The sequence below is a fragment of the Phyllobacterium sp. SB3 genome, from assembly GCF_040009165.1.
Lineage (GTDB): Bacteria > Pseudomonadota > Alphaproteobacteria > Rhizobiales > Rhizobiaceae > Phyllobacterium.
Map to the genome: position 1 here is coordinate 39470 of NZ_JBDYKI010000010.1, position 25398 is coordinate 64867.

Annotated in this window: 23 protein-coding genes; 14 read left to right on the forward strand and 9 right to left on the reverse strand. The window is 53.8% G+C overall.

Annotation, left to right across the window (positions count from 1 at the left end; genetic code table 11):
• Nucleotides 1–14 precede the first annotated feature (14 nt).
• Complete coding sequence (locus ABKW30_RS25675) at nt 15–257, forward strand: AbrB/MazE/SpoVT family DNA-binding domain-containing protein (RefSeq protein WP_348601794.1); 243 nt, start codon at nt 15–17, stop codon at nt 255–257.
• Nucleotides 254–649 (forward strand): type II toxin-antitoxin system VapC family toxin, encoded by a 396-nt coding sequence (locus tag ABKW30_RS25680; RefSeq protein ID WP_348601795.1) that lies wholly within the window; start codon nt 254–256, stop codon nt 647–649. Before ABKW30_RS25675 ends, ABKW30_RS25680 begins: the two co-directional genes overlap by 4 nt.
• A 50-nt stretch (nt 650–699) precedes the next feature.
• On the opposite strand, the gene ABKW30_RS25685 is transcribed toward ABKW30_RS25680, so the two are convergent.
• Nucleotides 700–1299, reverse strand: coding sequence for a superoxide dismutase (locus ABKW30_RS25685; RefSeq protein ID WP_348601796.1), 600 nt, complete (start codon nt 1297–1299; stop codon nt 700–702).
• A 154-nt stretch (nt 1300–1453) separates the two neighbouring features.
• Nucleotides 1454–2332, reverse strand: a complete 879-nt coding sequence (locus ABKW30_RS25690) for a branched-chain amino acid aminotransferase (RefSeq protein ID WP_348601797.1) — start codon at nt 2330–2332, stop codon at nt 1454–1456.
• 352 nt (nt 2333–2684) lie between these two features.
• Here ABKW30_RS25690 and ABKW30_RS25695 point away from each other — a divergent pair, with 352 nt between their 5' ends.
• The gene (locus ABKW30_RS25695) at nt 2685–3395 is read left to right on the forward strand and encodes a L,D-transpeptidase (RefSeq protein ID WP_348601923.1); all 711 of its coding nucleotides are present in this window, start codon (nt 2685–2687) and stop codon (nt 3393–3395) included.
• 148 nt (nt 3396–3543) lie between these two features.
• On the opposite strand, the gene ABKW30_RS25700 is transcribed toward ABKW30_RS25695, so the two are convergent.
• Nucleotides 3544–7494 (reverse strand): autotransporter domain-containing protein, encoded by a 3951-nt coding sequence (locus tag ABKW30_RS25700; protein ID WP_348601798.1) that lies wholly within the window; start codon nt 7492–7494, stop codon nt 3544–3546.
• A gap of 252 nt (nt 7495–7746) precedes the next feature.
• Complete coding sequence (locus tag ABKW30_RS25705) at nt 7747–9279, reverse strand: helicase HerA-like C-terminal domain-containing protein (protein WP_348601799.1); 1533 nt, start codon at nt 9277–9279, stop codon at nt 7747–7749.
• Nucleotides 9280–9627: 348 nt separating this feature from the next.
• Here ABKW30_RS25705 and ABKW30_RS25710 point away from each other — a divergent pair, with 348 nt between their 5' ends.
• Entirely contained in the window at nt 9628–9993 is a 366-nt protein-coding gene (locus tag ABKW30_RS25710) for a DUF2267 domain-containing protein (RefSeq protein WP_115051976.1), read from the forward strand.
• Here the strand turns inward: ABKW30_RS25710 and ABKW30_RS25715 are convergent, their stop codons facing one another.
• Together ABKW30_RS25715 and ABKW30_RS25720 are read right to left on the reverse strand one after the other, a co-directional pair.
• Nucleotides 9994–10386 carry a type II toxin-antitoxin system VapC family toxin gene (locus ABKW30_RS25715; RefSeq protein WP_348601800.1) on the reverse strand — a complete coding sequence of 131 codons (393 nt, stop codon included), beginning with the start codon at nt 10384–10386 and terminating at the stop codon, nt 9994–9996.
• The gene (locus tag ABKW30_RS25720) at nt 10386–10658 is read right to left on the reverse strand and encodes a type II toxin-antitoxin system VapB family antitoxin (protein ID WP_348601801.1); all 273 of its coding nucleotides are present in this window, start codon (nt 10656–10658) and stop codon (nt 10386–10388) included. Before ABKW30_RS25720 ends, ABKW30_RS25715 begins: the two co-directional genes overlap by 1 nt.
• 189 nt (nt 10659–10847) lie before the next feature.
• Between ABKW30_RS25720 and ABKW30_RS25725 the strand changes: the two genes are divergently transcribed.
• The 4 genes from ABKW30_RS25725 (at nt 10848) to ABKW30_RS25740 (ending at nt 15651) form a co-directional block, all read left to right on the forward strand.
• Nucleotides 10848–12281, forward strand: coding sequence for a methylmalonyl-CoA mutase subunit beta (locus tag ABKW30_RS25725; protein ID WP_348601802.1), 1434 nt, complete (start codon nt 10848–10850; stop codon nt 12279–12281).
• Nucleotides 12282–12285: 4 nt separating this feature from the next.
• The gene (gene scpA / locus ABKW30_RS25730; protein WP_348601803.1) at nt 12286–14418 is read left to right on the forward strand and encodes a methylmalonyl-CoA mutase; all 2133 of its coding nucleotides are present in this window, start codon (nt 12286–12288) and stop codon (nt 14416–14418) included.
• Between the two features lies 1 nt (nt 14419).
• Nucleotides 14420–15412, forward strand: coding sequence for a magnesium/cobalt transporter CorA (gene corA, locus ABKW30_RS25735; protein WP_348601804.1), 993 nt, complete (start codon nt 14420–14422; stop codon nt 15410–15412).
• Nucleotides 15413–15489: 77 nt separating this feature from the next.
• On the forward strand, nt 15490–15651 hold the full coding sequence (locus ABKW30_RS25740; protein WP_348601805.1) for a hypothetical protein: 162 nt from the start codon (nt 15490–15492) through the stop codon (nt 15649–15651).
• A gap of 9 nt (nt 15652–15660) precedes the next feature.
• Here the strand turns inward: ABKW30_RS25740 and greA are convergent, their stop codons facing one another.
• Nucleotides 15661–16137: a transcription elongation factor GreA gene (gene greA / locus ABKW30_RS25745; RefSeq protein WP_348601924.1), complete on the reverse strand. Its 477-nt coding sequence runs from the start codon at nt 16135–16137 to the stop codon at nt 15661–15663.
• Nucleotides 16138–16222: 85 nt separating this feature from the next.
• Between greA and ABKW30_RS25750 the strand changes: the two genes are divergently transcribed.
• Nucleotides 16223–17578: a TIGR03808 family TAT-translocated repetitive protein gene (locus tag ABKW30_RS25750; protein ID WP_348601806.1), complete on the forward strand. Its 1356-nt coding sequence runs from the start codon at nt 16223–16225 to the stop codon at nt 17576–17578.
• On the opposite strand, the gene ABKW30_RS25755 is transcribed toward ABKW30_RS25750, so the two are convergent.
• Nucleotides 17571–18593 (reverse strand): asparaginase, encoded by a 1023-nt coding sequence (locus ABKW30_RS25755; protein WP_348601925.1) that lies wholly within the window; start codon nt 18591–18593, stop codon nt 17571–17573. The genes ABKW30_RS25750 and ABKW30_RS25755 overlap by 8 nt on opposite strands.
• Nucleotides 18594–18683: 90 nt before the next feature.
• On the opposite strand from ABKW30_RS25755, the gene ABKW30_RS25760 reads away from it, so the two are divergent.
• Nucleotides 18684–19424 (forward strand): DUF3750 domain-containing protein, encoded by a 741-nt coding sequence (locus ABKW30_RS25760; RefSeq protein WP_348601807.1) that lies wholly within the window; start codon nt 18684–18686, stop codon nt 19422–19424.
• A gap of 139 nt (nt 19425–19563) precedes the next feature.
• On the forward strand, nt 19564–20235 hold the full coding sequence (locus ABKW30_RS25765) for a class I SAM-dependent methyltransferase (RefSeq protein WP_348601808.1): 672 nt from the start codon (nt 19564–19566) through the stop codon (nt 20233–20235).
• Here the strand turns inward: ABKW30_RS25765 and ABKW30_RS25770 are convergent.
• Entirely contained in the window at nt 20228–21394 is a 1167-nt protein-coding gene (locus ABKW30_RS25770) for an acetyl-CoA acetyltransferase (protein ID WP_348601809.1), read from the reverse strand. The two genes, ABKW30_RS25765 and ABKW30_RS25770, sit on opposite strands and share 8 nt — an antisense overlap.
• A 155-nt stretch (nt 21395–21549) precedes the next feature.
• Here ABKW30_RS25770 and betI point away from each other — a divergent pair, with 155 nt between their 5' ends.
• Genes betI through betA form a run of 3 tightly spaced genes read left to right on the forward strand, consistent with a single transcriptional unit; the run spans nt 21550 to nt 25335 of the window.
• Nucleotides 21550–22161, forward strand: a complete 612-nt coding sequence (gene betI, locus ABKW30_RS25775; protein ID WP_348601810.1) for a transcriptional regulator BetI — start codon at nt 21550–21552, stop codon at nt 22159–22161.
• Nucleotides 22158–23678, forward strand: coding sequence for a choline-sulfatase (gene betC / locus ABKW30_RS25780; protein ID WP_348601811.1), 1521 nt, complete (start codon nt 22158–22160; stop codon nt 23676–23678). The genes betI and betC overlap by 4 nt, the downstream gene beginning before the upstream one ends.
• 7 nt (nt 23679–23685) lie before the next feature.
• A complete protein-coding gene (gene betA, locus ABKW30_RS25785; protein ID WP_348601812.1) occupies nt 23686–25335 on the forward strand; it encodes a choline dehydrogenase in 1650 nt (549 codons plus the stop codon).
• The last annotated feature ends 63 nt before the right edge of the window (nt 25336–25398 follow it).

A 25398-nucleotide genomic window follows, 5' to 3' on the forward strand; every position in this document is an offset into this window, starting at 1 on the left:
ATATGGAGACTGACATGCCAGTAGCGACGCTTACATCAAAGGGCCAGGTTACAATACCTGTATCTGTACGGAATGCTTTGGGCATTGATACTGGCGACCGGATTGATTTCGTCCAGACGGAAGATGGTGCCTTTACGATCGTTGCAGCAACCCTGCCGGTCACAACTCTCAAAGGACTTCTTGGCAAAGCATCCCAAACGGTTTCAATTGATGAGATGAATGAGACGATTGCACGGAAGGGTGCATCTGCCGGATGATCGGTCTGGATACCAATATTATGGTCCGGTATATTTGGCAGGATGATACGGGCCAATCGCCGAAGGCTACAAAGCTTATCGAAGGATTGAGCGCAGAAAATCCCGGCTATCTACCCTTGATTGTCGTTGTCGAGCTTGTTTGGGTTCTTTCCGGGCGATACGCCGTCGCCAAGCCCGGCATTGTGAAAGTGCTTGAGACACTCTTGCGTATAGATCATCTTTATGTCGAACAATCGGATCTGGTATGGGCAGCGCTTCGCGTCTTTGGCGGCTCAAATGCCGATTTTACTGATTGCCTGATCGAACGAAACTGCCATTTCGCCAACTGCAGCCATACGGCCACCTTTGACGAAAAAGCCGCAAAAACTGCAGGCATGAAACTGCTCAAATAAAAACGGCCCCGCATGAGCGAGGCCGTAATGAAGTCTTTTGCAAAAGCCGCTTACTTGGCTTTTTCGTAGAGTTCGAGAACATAGTCCCAGTTGATCAGGCTATCGACAAACGCTTCCAGATATTTCGGACGGGCGTTGCGATAGTCGATGTAGTAGGAATGCTCCCAGACATCGACGCCTAGAATTGGCGTTGCACCATGAACCAGCGGATTTTCGCCGTTTGGTGTCTTGGAGATCTCAAGCTTGCCATCCTTGACGGAAACCCATGCCCAGCCGGAGCCGAACTGTGTCGTTCCGGCAGCGATGAAGTCGGTGCGGAACTTGTCGTAACCGCCGAGATCGGATTCAACTGCCTTTTCAAGTGCGCCGGGAAGCTTCTTGCCGCCGCCGTCCTTCTTCAGCCAGTTCCAGAAATGCAGATGGTTGTAGTGCTGGCCTGCATTGTTGAACAGGCCGGCATTCTTTCCATAGGACTGCTTGACGATTTCCTCAAGCGAGAGGCCGTCAAGGCCAGCTTCGGCAGCCAGTTTGTTGCCGTTGTCGACATAAGCCTTGTGGTGCTTGTCGTGGTGATATTCGAGCGTTTCGCGCGACATGAAAGGTGCGAGCGCGTCGTAATCATACGGCAGTGCGGGCAATTCGAAAGCCATGGAAGTCTCCTCTTCGATCTATATCTGTGACGGGATAGGCTGCCCGTTCGGGTAATGGCCTATCCTGACAAAACCTGCCTTGGTTACATAGGTCCGTATTTGTTCGGGAGCAATGCGAAACGGATCAATATTTCGGCTTGATCGCATTATCGGGTCAAATTTTCGGCCCGGCATGGGCGAACTCCCAATAAAGCTCCCTCGCCTTGCGGGCTATCGGACCGACTTGCAACTCACGGTCCTCAATTTTGATAACGGGAACAACCTTTGAATGGTTCCCCGTCGAGAAAATCTCGTCCGCTTCAAGGAAATCCTGAACCGTCAACGTTGTCTGCGTTGTGCGGAAGCCGTAATCGGCCAGAACATCGATAATACGCGAACGGGTGATGCCTGAAAGGAATGTGCCATTCGGCGCAGGCGTGAAGATATGCCCATCCTTGACCATGAAGATATTGGAGCTTGCTGTTTCAGCCACATTGCCCAGCATGTCGAGAACCAGCGCATTGTCGAAGCCGCGCGAGCGGGCTTCCAGAATGGCGCGGCCATTGTTGGGGTAGAGGCAACCGGCCTTGGCATTTGTCGGCATGGTTTCGAATGTCGGGCGGCGGAACGGCGAAACGCTTAGCGAAAACCCACTTGGTTCCAGCATTGGCGCTTCATAGATGCTCAGGCAAAAGCGCGTGGATTCCGGATCGGCCGGAACGCCCATATAGCCGCCATGCTCGCCCCAATACATGGGACGGATATAGACAGCCGTATTGCCGTCGAACTTTTTCAGGCCATCATGGGTCAGGCCGACGATTTCATCGGCCCTCATGGTGGGCTTCAGGCCCATGGCAAGCGCCGATGTGTTGACGCGGGCGCAGTGCAGATCGAGATCAGGCGCCACGCCTTCAAACCAGCGCGCGCCATCGAACACTGTCGAAGCCAGCCACATGGCATGGGTTCGCGGACCGATCAGCGGCACGTTTCCCTCATACCAATCCCCGTCAACATAGGTCCAGGTTACGGTTTGCGCTGCTGAGTTGACTGCCATGATGCTGATTCCGTTCATATTGATTGTGTCGGCGCATCGAAAAGCCATTTAGCGCCAAGGTCAATGGTGGAGTGTTAATGGTGATATCAATTGACTGGCGATTTGCATTAACATTGTGCGTGGTTCTTAAAGCTCTCAGGCACCTCCCCATCCTCACAAAGTGTTTATCATCGGGTGATACAAGAAAACTGATAATGGCCCGGCGTTTCTGTTGCCTTCGCGCAACAGTTGTGTCTTTGCCTTGTTTACGCCCTATTGCTAACGGTTCATCGCCATATTCTTTGTGCGTTTAGAGCACGTTACATCGATTTGACTACCTGTTGAACTTTCCCGCCACCAACCTGGTTTAATGATGCAAAACACACTTACCCGTCGCGGCTTTCTGACCGCAATGACTGCTACCGCAGCTGCCGGTCTCGCAGGATGTGCCCAGATCCGCGGTGATATGCCGGTCATCAAGGTCGATGATTATGGCAATCCGTTGCGGCCCGGATCTGACGTTGATCCGGCATTGGGCTCTTATGAAGCCATGTATTCGGCTCGCGAAGATGGCGGCTTCCAGTTGCCCGCCATCCCGGTAAAGAAGATGGACCCGCGCTATCTGCGCCAGATCGTCCGTGACCCCACCGGCGAACAGCCGGGAACCATTGTCGTCGATACCAATACCAAGTTTCTTTATCTGGTGCGCGAGAATGGTGAAGCGCTGCGCTATGGCGTCGGTCTCGGCCGTGAGGGCTTTGCCTGGTCCGGGCGAGCCATTGTCCAGTGGAAGCGCCATTGGCCAAAGTGGACTCCACCGGATGAGATGGTTGCCCGTCAGCCGGAACTGGCTCAATACAGCGCCGCAAATGGCGGCATGGCACCGGGGCTGAAAAATCCGCTGGGTGCGCGTGCACTTTACATTTTCCAGAACGGCGTCGATACGCTCTATCGCCTGCATGGTTCACCAGAGTGGTGGAGCATTGGCAAGGCAGTGTCTTCCGGCTGCGTCCGCTTCATCAATCAGGACATTATCGATCTCTACGATCGCGTTCCAAACAAGACGCCGATCCTCGTTATCTGATCTCATCTCGTTTCCAGACAAAAGGCCGGTGGAGCGATCCACCGGCCTTTTTCTTTCGTGCTCCGGTAGTTTGCTGCCACTGTATAAAAAGACAGGCCCCGAAGGGCCTGCAAGTTTCCGCAGGGGAACAGTTCTGCGGGGGAAGCTGTCAAAACCTGACGCTGAGATCGGCCTTGATGGCGTTGTCATGTGACTGGCTGGAGAACTGCCCGGTATAGCTGAGGCCGATGGTTGTGGCCCTGCCGATGCCGATATCAAAGCCCGCCTCGATGATGGCCGCATCTTTTGCAATGCCGGCACCCTCAACCGTAAAGCCTGCGCTGCTGTTCAGGGCAAGGCTTGCCTCAGGTGTCACATCGCCAAAGCCATGGGTCCAGCCAAGCATGCCGCGTGCCGTCAGTGTCGTGCTTTCGCTCAAGGTGAACTGATGCGCGGCACGCAGGCCAAGCGTCGTGATCGTCAGGTCGGTGCTTGAACCTTCCCCGCTCAGACTGCTGACAGCGCCATCCTCCTTGAAGCTGCCGGTTTTGACATGCACATGCCGTGCTGCAGCAAAGGGTTCGAGCTTGGCATAGGGCGTAGCGATCTCATAGCCGAGTTCGCCGAATACCTGCACCGTCTGTGCATCATAGGAAGCCTCATGCTCATTGTTGAGAGTGCCGAAGCGTGCTGTTCTTTTCGTGTCGATCTCATGCTGACCGAGATTGACGCCAAGGCGCAGGCCGAGTGCATCGAGCTTCGTGCCGCCATAGACGCCGATCTGATAGCTGTCGACCGATGCCTTGCCATATCCTGTCTGCAGCGAGGTGCTGCCATATCCGGCAAGCAGGCCAAAGCGCCAATCATCGGCAACAATGCCGTCAAAGCCAGTGACAAGACCGCCGGTATTGCGGCTGTAGCCGGAAGCATTGCCATCCCCGTCCGCATGCGCCCATGAGCCATAGGCTTCACCCCAGAATGCCGTGGTGGCAGGGGCAGGCTCAACGGGGGCAAAGGCATCGCTGTGCTTTGCCTTGCTCTCCGGACCATAGGCCAGTGGCGTGGTCACTGCCTGCTCTTTGCCTGCAACACCGCCAAAGGCATTGCGCACCCGTGCCTGAGCCGCATCAGCGATGAAGTGGCTATCGGCCGCCAAAACACCCGACAGGCTGGCATGGACTTCACCCGATAGCACATCGAAGTCGAGGGGATTGTCGCTGCTTGATGCCGCTACCTGTGCCAGCAGGGGATTACCCCAACCCGTGGATTGAATGCCTTTCCACACACTTTTTTGATTGCGGCTCTTAACGCCAATCGCCAGAAATTCAGGCGACAGGAATGTTTTGATCGCCGCTTCAAGCTCTGCTTCTTTCGTGGTCTCTGCTACCTCGGTAACCAGGAGTTTGGTCTCTGCCCCTGCTTCCGCAGCCTTATCATCGGCCTCCTCGGCAACACGCTTGGCTTCTGCTTCTGCAATGCGAATATCCTCCGCCTTCTTCGCAGCCTCCGCTTCCGCCTCCGGCGTAAAATTAAAACCAAGGATCACCTTGCTCGCGTCAGTCTTGTAGTCAAGGTTGGCAGTGATGTAGTTGTATCGCGGCCAAACACTCTCAAACTGACCTGTTACACCACCAACAGCAGTCAGAATGTCAAACGTTTTCAGGAACAGGCTTTTGGTCACGTCTTCGGTCAAAAGCGCTGCATCGTTTTCCAGGCGCACATTGACGACACCGCCGAGAAGCGTTGCCTGACCCGCGATTGCCAAATGATCCGCACTCAGGAAATCAGGTTTGATCTCGACCTCGAAGCTACTGCCCTTCTCGAACGTTGCATCCTTGCTCACATTGAGCGTTCCTACTGAATTGCCCGGCGAGACAACACCGCCGCTTTTGGCAATAAGGCTATCAAGCGTACCACCTCCTGAAACAACACCCGCATCGCCAACACTGGTCGAACCGCTCTTGCCATTGACTGCAGCCCATCCGCCAATAACCGATGTATCGCCGGTTGACCCGCCAACGGCAACGTTCAAACGACCACCCTTGTTGACGGTCGTTGCCGCAGCAATCCCCTCAACCGTAAACAACGCAGTGTCATTGACGAACGATGCAGAGGTAATCGAGCCTTCCTTGCCGATCACCAGCTCCCCGCCATCGACAATTGTATCACCCGAATAAGTGCTGTCGCCGGTCAATGTCAGTTGGCCAGTACCAAGCTTGGTCAGTCCGGATTCGTAAGATGAAGGATCTTCAAGCTTTTGCATCAGATATTTATTGCGTTGTACGCTGACATCATACCCTCCTAACTCAGCGGCAATAGCCTCTGTAATGAAAAAGTTTGATATTTTATTCATATCACCTTCTGGGGATACTTCGAACTTACTCACACGAGCGGAAAGAAGCTCAGAGGTATATATCCATCCAGGATTTACCTTCTCAAACGCATTAAGATATGCCTTTCCTGCGGAGTTTGCCTGAGCCTCATTGTAAGTTGCCCAAAAGACTGCCACGTCAATCGGACGCGTATCAAAAATCTGGATCAATTTCGTCAGTACAGGCTTCGCGATGTTCCACTCGGACACAAAGCGATCTCTTGTAGAATTTTTTAGCATGTCTGTTGACGTACCCTCACGACCATTGGTCCAGCCGTACGCCGATTTCTTCGCTTCCCAGTCAGCGATCTCTTTAACTTCTTCTGCTTTGCGTGCAATTAGTGCCTTATCCGAAATATCGTTGGACCAGGTGTCCTTGCCAATCACCTCGTCAGAAATAATGTCGTCTTTCGAAAGATTTACTACAAACCGATCCATAAACTGCGCTGGGCCATTCATGGCACTTTCCATGTTTGGTCGACCCCAGCCAAAGACCTCATTCGGCAAGTCAGGATTATCGTTGGGCACCCTGGCATCTGTGAGGTGCGTCGCTGTGGTGAACATGACATCTCTGGCCTGAGAATTGTCCAGATATGGAAACCGCTGCATGACCAGTGCAAGTGACGCAGTCACATTGGGTGCTGCTGCCGAAGTGCCGTTATACCAACTAAGGTAGGTAGGTGCGATTTTGTCGGTGGGCTGACCGTGACCAAAATCGTAGTCATTCCCGTTTCGGCCGACTGACGTGGAGTAGATATCCACAGTGGGCCCCGCCATGCACCAGTACTTGGTAACACCGCAACGATCGTAATGGGAATTTCCATTTTTATCGACGCCAGTTACTGCAATCCAATACTTTTCCAAACCTGGCCTGAAATAGGGAAGACTTGCAACTGCACGAGGATTATTTCTTCCCTCATTTCCATTAGCCCAAACTTGTATTGTTTTATATTGAGTTGACACTTCATCGACTGCGTCCAGAAAGGTTTTTTTACCGAAGAACATACTGTAAAGATTGGTCAGACCAGCGATAGTGCCGTAGTCTCCGGCCTTGGAGTATTCCTGCCCCCAACTGGAGTTGACAACGCGAGCGCCATTGCGAGAAGCAACGCTATAGGCCTCTTTAAAATAATCGTAGTCGACAATGTGACCGAAAACAGTGGCGTCAGTCCCGCCCGTATTAACCGAATAGAGATGCGCATCAAAAGCGATACCATGCATCTCTTGACCATCACGAAGTCCGACCATCTCACCTGCTGCGGCCGTTCCATGGCTGTCATTGATTGCCGGATCATAGTCTCCTGAAACTGAAAACTTGTCGCCTTTTTTCCAGCTCCATTTTCCCGCCTCTGCTCCTTCATATCTGTCGCCATCTGCGCCATAGGTGCCCTGAACAGTCAATGAAGTAATTTTACCGGCAAGTTGCGGATGGCTTGTCAAAACACCTGAATCGACTGCAGCGATTTTAACACCTTTACCAGTAATGCCATGGGCATAAGCATATTCCGCTTTGACGCCTGCCAAAGCATGGTCCTTCAAAAATTCCGGTGTTCGCCATGTTGCTGCGGCCGCTTCCAGATCGTCGGTCTTACTGCCATCAGCATTAAAATACTTGCCGTCTGCCAGTGCCGCGGCACCGGTCGCAACAAGGATCACTGCAATACACGCGGAACTCTTCAAAAATTTACGAAAAACAGAAAGGTAGTTGTGGCGTGCGGAAACAGCCGCAGCTTCGGCATAAAAAGACATAATAAAATTCCCCGACTTATAAAAAAGTTCTTACAATATCCGGGTATTAAGAATGAAACTCTTTGCTCGCGTCAAGTGCCTAATTTAGGTGCAGTCATTATTGATGCACTTTTGAACGTCAATTTTCTGGTTCCATGTCTTTAAAACTGATTGAGAAATCAGGACTGTAAAGGTTTACAAGGCAAACGCTTTAGCCTCGCGTAAATCGTGGGGCTTCATTCTTTTTAAAGACAGTGCTTCAGGTTCAACAGGCTAGCGCTTGCTCAGGCTTCCGAGGATGCCGCGTACCAGCGCCCGACCAAGCGACGAGCCGACAGAGCGGACCACGGACTTCATCGCCGCTTCCGCCACCGTCTGGCGGCCGCGTGTCTGACCGCCGCGAGGGCCTGTCTTGGTCTCGCCGCCAAGGAAATCCGGAAGCTTCCACCCCCCGGTGCTGTCAGCTTCAGTCTGCTGGGCCTGCGCCTCTTCGACTGTCTTGGTCTCGACGGCCTTCTTCTGCAAAAGCTCATAGGCGGATTCGCGGTCGATCATTTCATCGTAGACGCCTGAAACAGGGCTGGCATTGATGAGCTTTTGGCGTTCGTCACTGGTCAATGGACCGATGCGGCCTGATGGCGGGCGGATCAATGTCCGCTGGACGATTGAAGGCACGCCCTTTTCAGCCAATGTCGAAACCAGCGCTTCACCCGTTCCAAGATTAGTGATCGCTTCGAATGTGTTGAAGTCCGGATTGGCGCGGAATGTATCGGCAGCCGTCTTTACGGCGTTCTGTTCGCGCGGCGTATAGGCCCGCAAAGCATGCTGCACGCGGTTGCCAAGCTGGGCCAGCACGGTTTCAGGCACATCCAGCGGATTTTGCGAGATGAAGAATACACCGACGCCCTTGGAGCGAATCAGTCGGACAACCTGCTCAACGCGGTTCAACAGTGCCTTTGGTGCTTCATTGAACAAAAGATGGGCCTCATCGAAGAAGAAAACCAGACGCGGCTTTTCCGGATCGCCGATTTCCGGCAGTTCCTCGAAGAGTTCCGATAGCAGCCAAAGCAGGAAGGTCGAATAAAGCCGCGGATTCATCATCAGCTTGTCAGCGGCAAGGATGCTCACCTGCCCGCGACCATCGGTTCCCGTGCGCATGATATCGGCGATTTTCAGCGCGGGTTCACCGAAGAACTTGGTGCCACCCTGTTGTTCGAGCACCAGTAGCGAGCGCTGGATTGCGCCAACGGAAGGCTTTGTCACATTGCCATAGCGCGCCGAGATTTCTTCGGCGCGTTCCGCGATATTGACCAGCAGCGATTGCAGATCCTTCATGTCGAGAAGCAGCAGCCCCTCCTCATCGGCAATCTTGAAGGCGATGTTCAAGACGCCTTCCTGTGCTTCCGTCAGGTTCATCAATCGCGAAAGAAGAAGCGGGCCCATTTCAGAAATGGTCGCGCGGATCGGATGCCCCTGCTCGCCAAAAATATCCCAGAAGATAACCGGCGATGAAGCCAAGGTGTAAGGATCGAGTTTTACATCGGCCGCACGCTTGACAAGAAAATCCTTCTCCTCGCCCTTCGCCGCAATACCTGAAAGATCGCCCTTGATGTCGGAGCAGAAAACCGGAACGCCGGCAGCCGAGAAACCTTCAGCCAAAACTTGCAGCGTGACAGTCTTACCCGTTCCGGTTGCGCCTGTGATCAGACCATGCCGATTACCGAATTTGAGCAGCAGCGACTCGGCCTGGTTATAACTGTCATCCGGCTTGCGGCTTGCCCCAAGGAAAATACTGTCTGCGGCCATGTCGTTTTATCCTCGTCACTATCGTCACTTTATCCATGGTATAAACAGCCAAATCCGGTGCGACAATGGCAGAACGTCGATGTTGCGGAAAAGCTCGGGCGAAGAGCGCCAAGCCGGATTGCAAATACGACGAAATGGTTGCGGCTTTCGAGAGATTTCGGACATATTGCTAGTAAAACGAACGAGTTTTGCAGCAAATTCGCTATCTGTGATTGTATTTTGGTTGCGTGACGTTGAAAACGCCGGTCAAATGTAAAAACATCGATTGTATGAAAACGAAGGCTTGTGTCATGGAACGTTCACGCATATTACGTAAACGTAATTCAAGCCAGTTGGGAGATTGCACTTATGGATGAACTTATCGCTCGCATCACCGCCAATGTCGGTACTGACCCTGAGACAGCCCGCAAGGCTGTTGGTCTCATTCTGGCTTTCCTGCAAAAGGAAGCGCCTGCTGATAAGGTCGATCTGTTGATCGCCGGCGTTCCGGGCAGCGAAGAAGCCATTGCCGAAGCCAAGGGTAGCGGCGGCCTGCTTTCCGGGCTTATGCCGGGCGTTATGGGCCTTGGCTCAAAGCTTATGGGCATTGGCCTCGGCATGGGCGAAATCAGTGGCATCTCCAAGGAAACCATTGCTTTTGCTCGCGAAAAGGCTGGTAGCGGTCCTGTCGATGAAGTCGTAAATTCGATCCCGGGCCTTAGCCAGTTCGTTTAATCAGGTCAAGTCCGTCTGGGCAAAATCCGCTCCTTTGTAAAGCAACGGAACCCCGGCGACTTTAGCACTGGCATAAGAAAGGCAGTCGGCGAGATTAAGTTGCGCCGGGTGCCCTCTCCCTTTTCCGTATTCCGAAAAAGCCTTAACTGCTGCAACTGCCATGCTGCCATCAATCGGCACAATAGTAATTTCAGCCTCATCAAAAAAGTCCTGAAGCAATCCAGCAATAATTGTTGGGTCTGCACTCAGCTTCGTTGACAAACGCATTGCTGCTTCAAGAAAAACCAGTGTTGAAGTTGTTCGTACTTTAGCAGATTCAATCGCTTGCGCGAAGAAATCCGCGTCTTCTTCTTTTGAAAGTATGGCAACAATAACTGATGTGTCGATGAACATCAGTTATGACCCCACATTGCGTCAATTTCGTCTTTGGTCATTTCCCGGCCTTTTGAACCGGCCAGCGCCTGCATGCGATCAGCAATTTCTGCAAGCCGTGCGGAAAGGGGAACTTGATGATTTTCTCTTTGCAATTCGGCTTGAAGCGCTTCAATCACCGCTTCGGTCAGTGACGTTTTACGCTTCTCGGCCAACTGCCGCGCTAGCTCATGCGCTCTCGGATCGCGAATTTGCAAATTCACAGTTACCACCATTTGCTTGAAATACTTCAATACACTTTATAATCTTTGTCATGACAAATCCATGAAGATTTTTAAAGGAAATTTTACAATGCCCAATGCTCTCGATCAACTGGACTGCCTGAACAATCGCTAATCACGCCAGCGGCACTTTGCTTTGTTGCGAAGCAGCATGGTTCCACATAAAGTCGCGGCCAAAGAATAGGACTGCCGGGAGAAAGCATGGACGCGTCACTGCTCAAGGAAACTGAATTTGCCGGGACAACCCATGAGAAATGGGTCCAGCTTGCGCAAAAAGCCTTGAAAGGCGCAGATTTCGATCAAACCCTGATTTCCCATACGGATGACAATATTGCCATCAATCCTTTGTATGACCGCGCTCGCAAGGCGCAACTGACACCGCGCAAGAATTCATCGCAGCCGTGGCATATCGTGCAGCGAATTGACGATCCCGATCCCGTGCGGGCCAACAGGCAATTGCTTGAAGATCTTGAGAATGGTGCAACGGGAATCGCACTGGTTTTCGAGGGAGCGCCGAACGCTTTCGGCTATGGCATTCCGTCAACCCGTGAGGCTGTCGATCAGGTGCTTCGCGGTGTCTATCTCGACATGATCCATCTGCGCATGGACGTTCATCCCAAGAGCCGCGCCTGCGCCGACTGGTTCGTCGATTACATGCGACCACGCGATGTCAATCCGAAGACATTGAGTTTCTCGCTGGGCATTGATCCGGCGGCAACTCTTGCCGGCACCGGGCGTTTGCGCATGAGTATCGCAGCGTTGAAAGCTTCGCTGCCTCAATCACTTGCCGGATTCTTTTCAGATGACTTGCCCGGCATTGTACTGGAAGCCGATGGCCGGGTTTATCACAATGCCGGGGCCACCGAGGCGCAGGAACTGGGAGCCGTGCTCTCCATTGCTGCCGGACATTTCCGGTTGTTCGAAGAGGCGCGCCAGCCCATCCACTACGCCGCGCCGCATATCGGTTTTGCACTGTCAGTCGATCAGGATCAATTCGTTTCCATCGCAAAAATACGTGCTCTGCGCCGCCTTTGGGCGCGTCTGCAGGAGGCCTGCAGTATCAAGCCGTCCGCCGCTATGATCCACGCGGAAACCTCCATGCGGATGATGACGAAACTTGATCCGGAAACCAATATTCTACGCACGACCATTGCATCCTTCGCTGCTGCTATAGGCGGCGCAGATACGATCTCCATCCTGCCGCATACGATTGCCCACGGGCTGCCGGATGCTTCGGCACGCCGCCTTGCCCGCAACACCCAGCTTGTACTGGCGGATGAAAGCAACCTTGCTTTTGTGGCTGATCCAGCTTGCGGTTCGGGCGCGGTTGAAAGCCTCACAGAAGCGATGTGCGAAGCTGCATGGAAGGAATTTCAAACCCTTGAACGTGATGGCGGAATTCTCCAAAGCCTTGTTGATGGAAAGATTCAGGCGCGCATCATCAACGCCCGTCAAGCCCGCGCTGAAGAGTTTAAATCGGGCAAGCGTGCCATCATCGGTACGACGGTTTTTCCGGCAGCCACCGAGCGCCCCGTCACAATATTGGATGCTCCGCATATGCCTTTGCCCACGGACGGCGTGGTTCATTGCGAACCGCTGACTTTCCCGCGCATCGACGAAACATTGCAGGCTTGAATCAATGAGAATTCCTGATTTCACCAAAGTCGAGTGGCAAGAGCCAAAAAGTTCCGGCGCTAAGCCAGATGCAACGGTCTGGAAAACGCCGGAAGGCATAAAGGTCAAGCGTTCCTACAGTGACACATCCCTGCGTGGCCAACCGCATCTGGACACATTTCCCGGCGCTGCCCCGTTCATTCGAGGCCCCTACCCGACCATGTATGTGCAGCAGCCATGGACGATCCGGCAGTATGCAGGTTTCTCCACCGCGGAAGAGTCCAATGCCTTTTATCGTCGCAACTTGAAGGGTGGTCAGAAGGGCCTTTCCGTGGCCTTCGATCTTGCCACCCATCGCGGCTACGACAGCGATCATCCCCGTGTAGCGGGTGATGTTGGCATGGCCGGCGTTGCAATCGATTCCATTCTCGACATGCAGCAATTATTCGATGGTATTCCGCTCGGCGAGATGACCGTTTCAATGACGATGAACGGTGCGGTGCTGCCCATTCTTGCGCTCTATATCGTGGCTGCGGAAGAACAGGGCGTGCCGCAAAACAAGCTTGCCGGAACCATTCAGAACGATATTCTGAAAGAGTTCATGGTGCGCAACACCTATATCTATCCGCCGCAGCCATCAATGCGGATCATTTCGGACATTTTCTCCTATACCTCTGAAAACATGCCGAAATTCAACTCCATTTCGATTTCCGGCTATCACATGCAGGAGGCTGGAGCGACGGCAGATCTCGAGCTTGCCTATACCATCGCCGACGGCATTGAATATGCCCGTGCTGGCGTAGCGGCAGGTCAGGACATCGATACATTTGCGCCAAGACTTTCGTTCTTCTGGGCGATTGGCATGAACTTCTTCATGGAAGTGGCCAAGCTGCGCGCTGCACGCCTGCTCTGGGCTGTCTTGATGAAGAAGAACTTCAATCCCAAGGATGAGCGCTCGCTTTCACTGCGTACCCACTCGCAAACGTCCGGCTGGTCCCTGACGGCGCAGGACCCGCATAACAACATTATGCGTACGATGATTGAGGCGATGGCTTCAACGCAGGGACACACTCAATCCTTGCACACCAACTCCTTCGATGAAGCATTGGCGCTGCCGACAGATCACTCCGCGCGTATTGCGCGTAATACGCAGCTGATCCTGCAAAAAGAGTCCGGAACAACGCGGATCATCGATCCTTGGGGCGGTTCTGCCTATGTCGAGCGCCTCACCTATGATCTGGCACGGCGGGCACTGTCGCATATTGAAGAGATTGAAACGCTGGGTGGCATGGCCAAGGCTATCGAGCAGGGCATTCCAAAAATGCGGATCGAGGCAGCCGCTGCCCGTACGCAGGCCCGGATTGATAGCGGTCAGCAGCCTGTAATCGGCGTTAATTCATATCGCCCGACAGAAGACACGCTGGTGGACGTACTCAAAGTCGACAATGCCGAAGTGCGCGCCCGCCAGCTTTCCAAGCTACAGCAATTGAAGGGCACACGTGACGTTGCAGCCGTTGATACGGCTCTTTCCGTGCTGACCTCCGCCGCCAAATCCGGCACCGGAAACCTGCTCGATTTTGCCGTCAAAGCCGCTCGTGCAAGGGCGACAGTCGGCGAAATCTCGCTGGCGCTGGAAAAGGCCTATGGCCGTCATGTCGCCACCATTCATACGATCTCCGGTGTGTACCGGAAAGAAGTGGGCAAGAGCGAAGTCATTGATCGTGTGCATGCCAAATGTGCAGCATATGAGAAGCGAACCGGTGAAAAACCCCGTATTCTTGTCGCTAAAATGGGTCAGGATGGTCATGACCGCGGCCAGAAGGTCATTGCCACAGCCTTTGGCGATCTCGGCTTTGAAGTGATCGTCGGAGCGATGTTCCAGACGCCTGAAGAGGTGGCCGAGCTTTCGTCGGAAAGCAATGTCCACATTGTCGGCGTATCTTCTCTTGCAGCTGGTCATCTAACGCTGGTGCCGGAACTCAAGGAAGCATTGAAAAGGCGTAACCGCGAGGACATATTGGTCATTGTCGGCGGTGTCATACCACCGCAGGACTACGAGGCCGTTCTGCAGGCTGGAGCCGCTGCGATCTTTCCTCCGGGAACGGTTATTGGCGAAGCTGCAGAGAAACTGATCGATACGCTGTTGGATTCGCTTTGAAATGATTACGATTTATACGCTTGATGGCGATCGCCTCGTCCCTCATGTCGCTCAGGCGGGCGATCCCGCGCCGGACAATGCCGTGTGGATTGATCTGTTGAATCCTACCCATGAAGAGGATGTGCATACAGAAAGCTGGACCAATGCATCGATCCCGACCAAGGAAGACATGGTTGAGATCGAGGAATCGAGCAGGTTCTACGCTGATAATGGTTCACAATATTTGACGGCATCCATCCTCCATTCCACCGAAAACAAACATCACGGCATTGCCCCAATCACGTTCATATTGACTGGCCATCTGCTGGTGACGGTTCGCTACAGCGAGCCGAAAGCTTTCGCGCTCTATGTCAGCCGCGTCACCAAGGCCGGTAATGGCCTGATCAATACCAAATGCAGCGGTGTAACCATTCTGCTTGGGATCATCGAAGCCGTGACCGACCGCATCGCCGATATTCTCGAAGGCGTTGCGGGCGATATCGATCACAATTCATTCGCGATTTTCCGCCGCTCTGAAAAAGACCGGCCTATGACCACCAAGAACTTTCGCGACAGCCTGACCCGCATTGGCGGCCAAGGCGCGTTTCTTTCCAAAATTCGTGAAAGCATTGCGGGTGTCAGCCGCCTTCTGGTCTATATGACCGCAATTACCGACCAGAACACCTACAAGAAAGAAACCCGCGCCTGGATCAAATCACTTGAACGCGACACGCAATCGCTGAGCACCTATGTCGATTTTCTTTCCAACAAGATTACGTTCCTGCTCGATACGGTGGTTGGCCTCATCTCCATCGAGCAAAACGCCATCATCAAGATTTTCTCCGTCGCGGCAGTAGCGTTTATGCCTCCGACGCTGGTAGCCTCGATCTACGGTATGAACTTCCATTTCATGCCTGAACTCGACAAGGTATGGGGCTATCCCATGGCTCTTGGTGTCATGGTCGCGTCAGCCGTCATCCCCCTGCTGATCTTCAAGAAAAAGGGCTGGCTTTAGACGAATTGATGAGGCCAGCTAGCTTGACTGTCTGCGAAATTGTAGCTGTAGTCTGCTTTTAAGACTAAGGCCTAATTATGCATATTGTCACCTTATTGGAACTTGAAGATGAAGTGGGTTTCATCTTTCCAACAGAGATTGTTGCCTGGCATAATTTAACTACGGGTGACGCGTTGGAATTAGTTGAGATGGAAGACGGATTTCAACTTAAGAAAGCAATTGAACCAATACAGCCCTGACAGCGCTGGCTACGTGCGCGCCACTTCCATCCCAACAATCTCCCACTCGCGGCCATTCAAAACAAAACTGTCGCCGACAGACTTGCCGAACATCAGGTTAGCGATGGGGGAAACATGCGAAATCTTGCCGTGGCTGGCGTCTGCTTCGTCCTCGCCGACAATCTTCCAAACCTGCTTTTTGTCATCCTCATCGGCAATAGTAACAACCATGCCGAACCGCACGACATCGCTGTCCGGATCGGGATGCGATAACTCGGCCGTTTCCCGGCGCGCCGACCAATAACGCAGATCACGGGAAGCACGGGCAATCACGTTGCGGTCAGCATTGGCGTTTCCCTTGGCCAGTTCGGCATGGGCGGCAGCAAGTTCCGCATCAATCATTGCAAGCCCCTCATCCGTCACCAGATTGCGATGCGGGCTGATCGGGCGCTCGCCCAGATCGATTGATGAATTACTGTCATCTTCCTTGGTAAAAGCTCTGCTCATACAGCTAAGGTAGGGATTGCGGCGTGTCGCAGCAAGTGCGAAGAAATAGCTCGCAATGTTGTCTCCCACCGTTATGGGCTTTCAAATGATCAACAGACGCTATGTTCTTGGAAGTCTTGCCGGAATTGCAGGGGCTGCGCTCCTTCCCCATTCGTCACGTGCAATTGCGGCCGCTGGCGCTATCAATGCCGTAGATTTCGGCTTGAAGCAGGCGTCAAAGGAAGACCAATCCGCCAAGTTCAATGAGCTACTCAAACAGGCAGCGGTTAAAGGCGAGCAGATATTCTTGCCGTCAGGAACATATATCGTCTCGGATCTCCAATTTCCTTCCTATGTAAACCTCTTCGGTGTAGCCGGAAAAACACGTTTGAAGTTCGGCGGCAGCAAAAGTCTTATCAACGGCCATGAAGGTCATATCCAGCTAACTGGCCTCGTATTGGACGGTGACAAACGCCCTCTGAGCAAACAAGCCAGAGGTTTGATTGAGATCAGCAATGTCGATCATCTGGTGCTGGACGATTGCCAGATTGTTAATGCCGACAAGAATGCTCTCGATCTCTTCAAGTGCGGCGGACGAATTGAAAACTGTCGTATTTCAGGTGCAGCCGATGTTGCTATTTTCAGCGCTGATGCAATTGGTATGCAGATCACCGGCAATCAAATTGTCAGTTGCGGGAATGGCGGCATCATCGTGCATCGATACGAGCAAAGCCGCGATGCGACGTTAGTGACTGGCAATCGTGTATCTAAAATAAGCGCCAATGCCGGCGGAACAGGCCAGAACGGCAATGGCATCAATGTTTTTCGCGCAGACAATGTGATCGTTGCGAACAATATCATCAATGGATGCGCGTTTTCCGCAATCCGGGCCAACACAGCCAAAAGCCTGCAAATTACCGGCAATAACTGCACGGGCAGTGGTGAGACTGCAATCTACGCCGAGTTTGCTTTTGAAGGTGCCGTTATCGCCAATAATCTCGTGGATGGCGGCACCAATGGCATATCCATGGTCAATTTCGACAGTGGCGGACGCATCGGCACATGCAGTGGCAATATCGTGCGTAACCTTTCCACCAAAGGACCCTATGTACCCGGCCCGGGCACCCCGGCTAATTTCGGCATTGGTATCAGTGTCGAGGCAGATGTCTCGATCATCGGGAATCTCATCGAGAATGCACCGCAATATGGCATTCAATTGGGATGGGGACCCTATATGCGCAATCTGGTTGCCAGCGGCAATATCATCCGCAGTTCAGGCGAAGGCATCGCCGTGAGTGTCGTAAAGGGAGTGGGTTCAGCCATCGTCACCGACAATGTAATTCAGGGTGCAAAGCGTGGTGGAATCGTCGGCCATAGCTGGCTCGAAATTACCGAAAAAGACCTCGTAGCAAGCGCAGCAAAGCATCCCAACCTGACAATTGACGGAAACAGGATCAGTTGATCATTGCATCGGTCAGTGCTTCTGTAGGGCTGACCACGCCAAAGGTGATACCATTCCAGTTGCGCATTTCCCGATCGGCAAAACGATCAAGCCTCGACTCCAGTTCGTCTTCATTGCGATAGATGCGTGCAAGAACGCTCGCAATCATTGCCTCCGACGCCCTTGTCGTACCATCGTCGCACTTGACGGCAATGCCCAGGCCAAGCTCGGGCAACGCTCCGACAAAAACACCTTCCGCACCTGTTTTGACGAATATACGTCCCGGTGCCATTTCCATAAGCTTTGTGCAGGCACGACCAGTACCGGCAACATAGAATGGAGCAGCCATAGCGGCATCGAGGAGCCTTCTTGCCGCGTGGGCTCGCTGCGGTTCAAGCCCTGTTCCAGTCGCCATACGGGCAAAACCATGCGCCAGACTGCGTAAGGGAATGGCATATGTCGGGATGGAGCAGCCATCTGTCCCGCACTGATCCAGCGTATGAGCTGCACCGGTTACGCTTTGCATCGCATCACGCACCATGTCCTGTTCGGGTGAACCCAGAGCAGAATAGCCGCGTGTTTCAATGCCGAGATGCTGGCAGGTGCACAGAAAGCCCGCATGCTTGCCGGAGCAATTATTATGTAACGGCGTCGGTGCCTGCCCACTCTTGGCGAGGTCAATCAACACGGATTGTTCAAATGGCCAGTGCGACCCGCATTCGAGAGCCGCGGCATCCAATCCGGCACGGCCAAGCATTTCACTGGCCTTTGCCACATGCAACTGTTCGCCGGAGTGAGAAGCGCAGGCCATGGCAAGTTCCTCATTGCCGAAGCCATAAGCGTCCGCAGCGCCGCTTTCCACAAGTGGCAATGCCTGAATGGCTTTTATGGTCGAGCGGGGAAATGTCGGTCGATCAATATCGCCGAGCGAGAAGACAACTTTGCCATCGCCGTCCGTGACAACGACTGAACCCCGATGACGGCTCTCTGCCGTTTCGCCCCGAAAAACTTCCACCAGAACCGGATTGCTCATGATACCTAAATTTTCCCATCAATAGGGCTGAAATCGGCCCGAATTTATGCCGTTATAGAGTGCTCCGTCTGCCTTTCCAATGGAGAAAACTGCTTGCTCAAATTCACACGCCGCCTTGCACTTTCCATCTTCGTGCTTTTTCTGGCACCCGCTATGCTGGCGACCGGATGGTGGATGACCCAGACCCGCGCTTCAAACTGGCGTGATGCGGATTGGAGTTCAAGTGGTGTACTGCTTGCGAAACCTGCCGCAAACGACGCGGCGATATATGTCATGGCGGCGCGGACAGGCGGCCTGAAGGGCGCTCTCTCCTTGCATACATGGCTGGTGCTGAAGCGTCCGGGTGCAACCAGCTATGATCGTTACGATGTGGTTGGCTGGGGCAATCCCGTGCGCAAGAATGCCTATGATGCAGATGGAAACTGGTATTCCAACCGACCCGCCATCATCCACGAGATTCACGGCCAGCAGGCAGCCTCGCTGATACCGCGCATCGAATCGGTCATCGCAAGCTATCCTTATGCCAATCGCGGCAACTATGTCATCTGGCCCGGCCCCAACTCAAACAGCTTCGTTGCCCATGTCCTGCGGGCTGTTCCGGAGATCGGAATTGTGTTGCCATCCAATGCCGTGGGGCGAGATTTCCCGACGGAAGGAAAGTTCTTTGCAATCGATGATGACTGGAAGAACTTCCACGCTAACCTCTTTGGATATGCCGGAATTTCGGCAGGCGTTCGTAGCGGATTCGAGATTCAATTCATGGGCTTGGTCGCAGGTCTGGATGTTTTGAATCCGGGACTTAAAGTTCCGGGATTCGGTAGGATTGGCTTCTAGCCACCTGTCATAGCTTCACCGCCAATCCAATTTTCTTCACCGTAAAACGTGGCACATCTTGAAGCGGCTCCCTATTGTAACTTATATAGTTACATGAAATGAATTGGCTCTTTGAGCCTCGAATGAGATGGAGAACGAGATGTCGTCCTTTTCCAATCCCGAAATTGTGTCAGGATATGCAGCACGAACCGAACAGCTCGTGCCGGGGCTTCATCATCTCCATCAAATGACCGGGCTGCTTCTGGCAGAGAGCGCTCCCGTCAATGCGAGGGTTTTGGTCCTTGGTGCTGGTGGTGGAATGGAACTCAAGGTACTCTCAGAGATGCAGCCGGGCTGGCACTTTGATGGCGTAGATCCTTCAGCTGAGATGCTGCAGCTCGCCAAGATCAACCTCGGCGCACAGGCGTCCCGCGTGGCGTTTCATGAAGGCTACATCGACAGCGCATCCGAGGGCCCATTTGACGCTGCGGTCTGCCTTTTGACGCTTCATTTCCTGCCGAAACAGGAGCGACTACAAACGCTGCATGAAGTGCAAAGCAGGCTGAAACCGGGGGCTCCATTTGTCACCGCGCATCACAGCTTCCCTAACACTGATGCGGAACTGGACAGATGGCTGACGCGCTATGCTGCTTTTGGAGCAATGTCCGGCGTGCCAGATGCTCAAAACAACATCAAGGCGATGAAAGAACGATTGCCTGTGCTTTCGCCGGAACAGGATGAGACCCTGCTTCGCGAAGCAGGGTTCTCAGATATAGAGCTGTTCTATGCCGGACTGACGTTCAAGGGCTGGGTCGGCTATAAAACTACTTGATACGCTCAAGCACCGAAACATAGTTGGCAACCGCCGCACCGCCCATATTGAAAATACCAGCGAGCTTGGCATCCGGCACCTGAATGCCACCTGCCTCGCCCGTCAGCTGCATTGATGAAAGCACGTGCATCGAGACACCGCTGGCGCCAATCGGATGGCCCTTGGCTTTCAAGCCGCCTGATGGATTAACCGGCAGCCGTCCGCCCATCGCCGTCTGGCCTTCCAGCGCAACCTTGGCACCCTGCCCCGGCTTCGCCAGTCCCATGGCCTCATACTCAATCAGTTCGGCAATGGTGAAGCAATCATGGGTTTCAACGAACGACAAATCATCAATCGTCACACCTGCCTGACTGAGAGCTTGCTTCCAGCCTTCAGCGCAGCCTTCGAACTGCAATATGTCGCGCTTGGAGATTGGGAGGAAATCCTGCACGTGAGCAGCCGCACGGAATGCCACGGCGCGGCGCATCTTCAATGCCGTCTGCGTATCTGTCAGCACCAAAGCAGCAGCGCCATCGGATACCAGCGAGCAGTCAGTACGCTTCAACGGACCAGCGACAAAAGGATTCTTTTCGCTTTCCTGACGGCAGAAATCATAGCCGAGATCCTTGCGCATCTGCGCATATGGATTGTTGACACCATTCTTGTGGTTCTTGGCCGCGATGCTGGCAAGCGCGTCCGACTGGTCACCATATTTCTGGAAATAAGCCGCCGCAATCTGCCCGAAGACCCCAGCGAACCCCGCAGGAATGTCGCCTTCCTCTGGCAGATAGGAGGCCTTCAACAGGTTCTTGCCAATCTCGGGTCCGGGCGTTGAAGTCATCTTTTCAACGCCCACGACGAGCACGACCTTGGCTGCACCGGCGCGAATTGTCTTGATACCCTGATGGACGGCAGCAGAACCGGTCGCGCAGGCGTTTTCAACGCGCGTAGCAGGCTTGAAGCGAAAAGCATCGCTGGCCTGCAGCACAAGACTTGCCGTGAAATCCTGCGGCGAAAAACCCGCATTGAAATGGCCAAGTACGATTTCATCGACGTCTTCCGGACCGATACCGGCGTGATCCAGCGCGCCCAGCGCAGCTTTGACGATCAGCGTTTCCACTGTTTCGCCTTCGAGCTTGCCAAAAGGCAAATGCGACCATCCAACGATGCAGGCTGTCATTTTATTCCTCCACAAAATGTCCTGTTCTTTTGAAGTAACCATGGACCCGCACCCCATCAAGGTAAACGCCGTATAAATACGTAAATCTCGCATAATTTTATTATTGATTGATCAGTCAATCAATAATAATCTTGCCGTTGAAGAAGGACATTCTCATGCCAAAAGTTGGAATGGAGCCACTGCGCAAGCGCGCGCTGATTGATGCAGCTATACGCACTATCGGCGAACGCGGCTCACTGGATGTAACTGTTGCGCAAATTGCGCAGGAAGCCGGTGTATCCGCCGCTTTGGCGCATCACTATTTCGGCGGCAAGGAGCAGTTGATCCTCGCAACCATGCGGCATTTGCTGAATGAGCTTGGGCAGGATCTCCTTGGTGCACTTCATAGCGCACATACACCCGCCGCACGTATCGCAGCAGTTATTGCGGTCAACTTTTCCGCAGCACAATTCGCACCGCAGACAATTGCGGCTTGGCTAACATTCTATGTGCATGCACAGCAGTCAGATGAAACTCGGCGCCTTTTGCGGATCTATGCAAGGCGTATGCATTCAAACCTTGCCTATGCCTTGCAGCAACTCACTGACCGGCAGACCGCCCTCCAGATCGCCGAAGGCACCGGCGCGATGATTGATGGCCTCTATATCCGCCACGCGCTACGCAGTGGCGCGCCTGAGGCAGCAAACGCTATCGCCCTCGTGGAAGATTACGTGACCACCAAACTTGCCGCAGCCAAGTCTGCCGAACATCCAAGAGCATCCGCATGAAGCCCAACATTCTCATCATCATGGTTGATCAACTAAACGGAACATTGTTTCCGGACGGTCCCGCCGATTTCATCCATGCGCCGCACCTGAAAGCCTTGGCTGCAAGGTCTGCGCGCTTTGCCAATACCTACACCGCTTCACCGCTTTGCGCTCCTGCCCGTGCCTCGCTGATGTCGGGCCAATTGCCATCGCGCACCCGCGTTTATGACAATGCTGCCGAGTTTGCTTCGGACATCCCTACCTATGCTCATCATCTGCGTCGTGCCGGTTATTACACCGGCCTTTCCGGCAAGATGCACTTTGTGGGCCCAGACCAATTGCACGGTCTTGAAGAGCGATTGACGACCGACATCTACCCGGCTGACTTCGGCTGGACGCCGGATTATCGCAAGCCCGGAGAGCGTATCGACTGGTGGTATCACAATCTTGGTTCGGTCACTGGCGCGGGCGTTGCCGAAATTACCAACCAGATGGAATATGATGACGAGGTTGCGTTTCACGCGCGGCAGAAGCTGTACCAGCTATCGCGCGAGTCTGATGACAGCGCCCGGAGACCTTGGTGTCTGACCGTCTCGTTTACTCATCCGCATGACCCCTACGTCGCTCGGCGCAAATATTGGGACCTGTACGAGAATTCACCGGCGCTGAACCCTTCGGTTACAGCGATCCCGTTTGATGATCAGGATCCGCACTCGCAACGTTTGCTGCACGCTTGCGATCATGAAGCTTTCGACATCACGCCTGAGCAGATTCGCCGTGCACGTCAGGGTTATCTGGCCAATATTACCTATGTCGATGACAAGGTGGGGGAACTTCTCGAAACCCTCAAAACAACCCGCATGCTGGATGATACGATTATCGTTTTCACTTCCGACCATGGTGACATGCTGGGCGAGCGCGGGCTGTGGTTCAAGATGAACTTTTTCGAGGGTTCTGCACGCGTGCCATTGATGATCGCGGGCAAGGGCATCAAGCCGCAACTGATCAGCCAACCTGTATCGACACTAGACATCAATCCGACGCTTGGCGCTCTCGCTGGAATCGACATCGCTGAGATTCTTCCATGGACCGATGGCGAGGATTTGACACCGCTGTTCAGCGGTAATGATCGCAACGGACCTGTGCTGATGGAATATGCTGCGGAGGGCTCACACGCGCCTCTCGTCTGCATACGTACCGGCAAATACAAGTTCGTGCATTGCGAGATCGACCCGCCACAACTGTTTGATCTTGAATCAGATCCCAATGAGCTGACCAACCTTGCGGGCGATGCCGCCTTTGCCGAACTGGTGAGTGAGTTCACCGCCAAAGTACGTAAGCGCTGGAACATCGAAGCCTTCGATGCGGCTGTACGGGAAAGTCAGGCACGTCGCTGGGTCGTCTACGAGGCACTGCGCAACGGCTCCTATTACCCATGGGATTACCAACCGCTGCAAAAGGCATCAGAGCGCTACATGCGCAATCATATGGATTTGAACGTTCTGGAAGAGAACGCCCGCTATCCGCGCGGCGAGTGAGAGAATCGTGGAAGCAGATTTCGTCATAGTCGGTTCGGGTTCCGCAGGTTCGGCAATGGCGTATCGCCTGTCCGAAGACGGGAAATATTCGGTGATCGTCATCGAGTTTGGCGGAACCGATATAGGACCGTTCATCCAGATGCCGGCGGCCCTCTCCTTTCCAATGAATATGAGCACCTATGATTGGGGCTTTACCTCCGAGCCTGAGCCGCACCTTGGCGGACGCACGCTTGTCACGCCGCGCGGCAAGGTCATCGGCGGGTCATCATCGATCAACGGCATGGTCTATGTGCGTGGTCACGCCCACGATTTTGACCATTGGGCGGAGAGTGGCGCGGCTGGCTGGTCCTATGCGGATGTACTGCCCTATTTCAAACGCATGGAACATTCGCACGGCGGCGAAGCCGGATGGCGCGGCACGGATGGCCCGCTGCATGTCCAGCGCGGGCGACGCGACAATCCCCTGTTTCACGCCTTCGTCAAAGCCGGGCAGGAAGCAGGGTTTGAAGTTACCGAGGACTATAATGGTTCCAAGCAGGAAGGCTTTGGACCAATGGAGCAGACCATCCATAATGGTCGCCGCTGGTCCGCAGCCAATGCCTATCTGCGCCCAGCCCTGAAACGCAGAAATGTGAATCTCGTCAATGGCTTTGCCCGGCGGGTGATCATCGAGAATCAACGTGCGGTTGGGGTTGAGATCACACGGCGCGGCAAGGTTGAAACCATTCGTGCGCGGCGCGAGGTGATCATTGCAGCCTCATCGATCAATTCGCCAAAGCTGCTTATGCTCTCCGGCATCGGTCCCGCAGCCCACCTGAAAGAACACGGCATTGGTGTTGTTGCAGACCGGCCGGGTGTGGGCCAGAACCTGCAAGACCACATGGAAGTCTATATCCAGCAGGAAAGCCTGAAGCCGATAACGCTGAACTCCAAGCTGGGGCTGTTCTCCAAGGGCTTGATCGGCGCGCAATGGCTGTTCTTCAAGACCGGTGATGGTGCGACCAACCATTTTGAATCTGCTGCTTTCGTGCGATCCAAGCCGGGCGTCGATTATCCTGATATCCAGTATCACTTCCTGCCTGCCGCAATCCGCTATGATGGCAAGGCGGCCTCCAAGGGGCATGGCTTTCAGGCGCATGTTGGCCCCATGCGTTCCAAATCACGCGGCAACGTTACGCTGCGCTCGTCTGATCCATTCGAGAAGCCGAAGATACTGTTCAATTACATGTCACATCCGGACGACTGGACCGATTTCCGCCACGCTGTTCGGCTGACGCGCGAAATCTTCGGACAGGCTGCGTTGACCCCATATCGCGGCCGGGAGATTTCTCCCGGGGCTCATGTGCAGTCAGATGACGAGATTGACGACTTCCTGCGTGAACATGCAGAAAGCGCTTTCCATCCCTGCGGCACCTGCAAGATGGGCGCGGCAAGCGACCCGATGGCAGTTGTTGATCCGCAGTGCCGAGTGATTGGCGTTGAAGGTCTTCGCGTTGCGGACTCCTCAATTTTCCCGCGTGTTACCAATGGCAATCTCAACGGACCTTCGATCATGACTGGTGAGAAGGCTTCGGATCACATTCTCGGTCGCGATCCACTGCCTCGTTCCAATCAGGAGCCTTGGATCAATCCACGCTGGGAAGTGAGTGATCGATGATCCTGCAATGTCATTATGCGTGGTTCGACAAGCTCACCATGAGGAAAGTTAGCGTGCTGCAAT

Bases quoted from the DNA above. Each gene is read 5' to 3' on its own strand.
- ABKW30_RS25675 (WP_348601794.1), top strand. From the start codon at position 15: ATGCCAGTAGCGACGCTTACATCAAAGGGCCAGGTTACAATACCTGTA.
- ABKW30_RS25680 (WP_348601795.1), top strand. From the start codon at position 254: ATGATCGGTCTGGATACCAATATTATGGTCCGGTATATTTGGCAGGAT.
- ABKW30_RS25685 (WP_348601796.1), bottom strand. From the start codon at position 1,299: ATGGCTTTCGAATTGCCCGCACTGCCGTATGATTACGACGCGCTCGCA.
- ABKW30_RS25690 (WP_348601797.1), bottom strand. From the start codon at position 2,332: ATGGCAGTCAACTCAGCAGCGCAAACCGTAACCTGGACCTATGTTGAC.
- ABKW30_RS25695 (WP_348601923.1), top strand. From the start codon at position 2,685: ATGCAAAACACACTTACCCGTCGCGGCTTTCTGACCGCAATGACTGCT.
- ABKW30_RS25700 (WP_348601798.1), bottom strand. From the start codon at position 7,494: ATGTCTTTTTATGCCGAAGCTGCGGCTGTTTCCGCACGCCACAACTAC.
- ABKW30_RS25705 (WP_348601799.1), bottom strand. From the start codon at position 9,279: ATGGCCGCAGACAGTATTTTCCTTGGGGCAAGCCGCAAGCCGGATGAC.
- ABKW30_RS25710 (WP_115051976.1), top strand. From the start codon at position 9,628: ATGGATGAACTTATCGCTCGCATCACCGCCAATGTCGGTACTGACCCT.
- ABKW30_RS25715 (WP_348601800.1), bottom strand. From the start codon at position 10,386: ATGTTCATCGACACATCAGTTATTGTTGCCATACTTTCAAAAGAAGAA.
- ABKW30_RS25725 (WP_348601802.1), top strand. From the start codon at position 10,848: ATGGACGCGTCACTGCTCAAGGAAACTGAATTTGCCGGGACAACCCAT.
- scpA (WP_348601803.1), top strand. From the start codon at position 12,286: ATGAGAATTCCTGATTTCACCAAAGTCGAGTGGCAAGAGCCAAAAAGT.
- corA (WP_348601804.1), top strand. From the start codon at position 14,420: ATGATTACGATTTATACGCTTGATGGCGATCGCCTCGTCCCTCATGTC.
- ABKW30_RS25740 (WP_348601805.1), top strand. From the start codon at position 15,490: ATGCATATTGTCACCTTATTGGAACTTGAAGATGAAGTGGGTTTCATC.
- greA (WP_348601924.1), bottom strand. From the start codon at position 16,137: ATGAGCAGAGCTTTTACCAAGGAAGATGACAGTAATTCATCAATCGAT.
- ABKW30_RS25750 (WP_348601806.1), top strand. From the start codon at position 16,223: ATGATCAACAGACGCTATGTTCTTGGAAGTCTTGCCGGAATTGCAGGG.
- ABKW30_RS25765 (WP_348601808.1), top strand. From the start codon at position 19,564: ATGTCGTCCTTTTCCAATCCCGAAATTGTGTCAGGATATGCAGCACGA.
- ABKW30_RS25770 (WP_348601809.1), bottom strand. From the start codon at position 21,394: ATGACAGCCTGCATCGTTGGATGGTCGCATTTGCCTTTTGGCAAGCTC.
- betI (WP_348601810.1), top strand. From the start codon at position 21,550: ATGCCAAAAGTTGGAATGGAGCCACTGCGCAAGCGCGCGCTGATTGAT.
- betC (WP_348601811.1), top strand. From the start codon at position 22,158: ATGAAGCCCAACATTCTCATCATCATGGTTGATCAACTAAACGGAACA.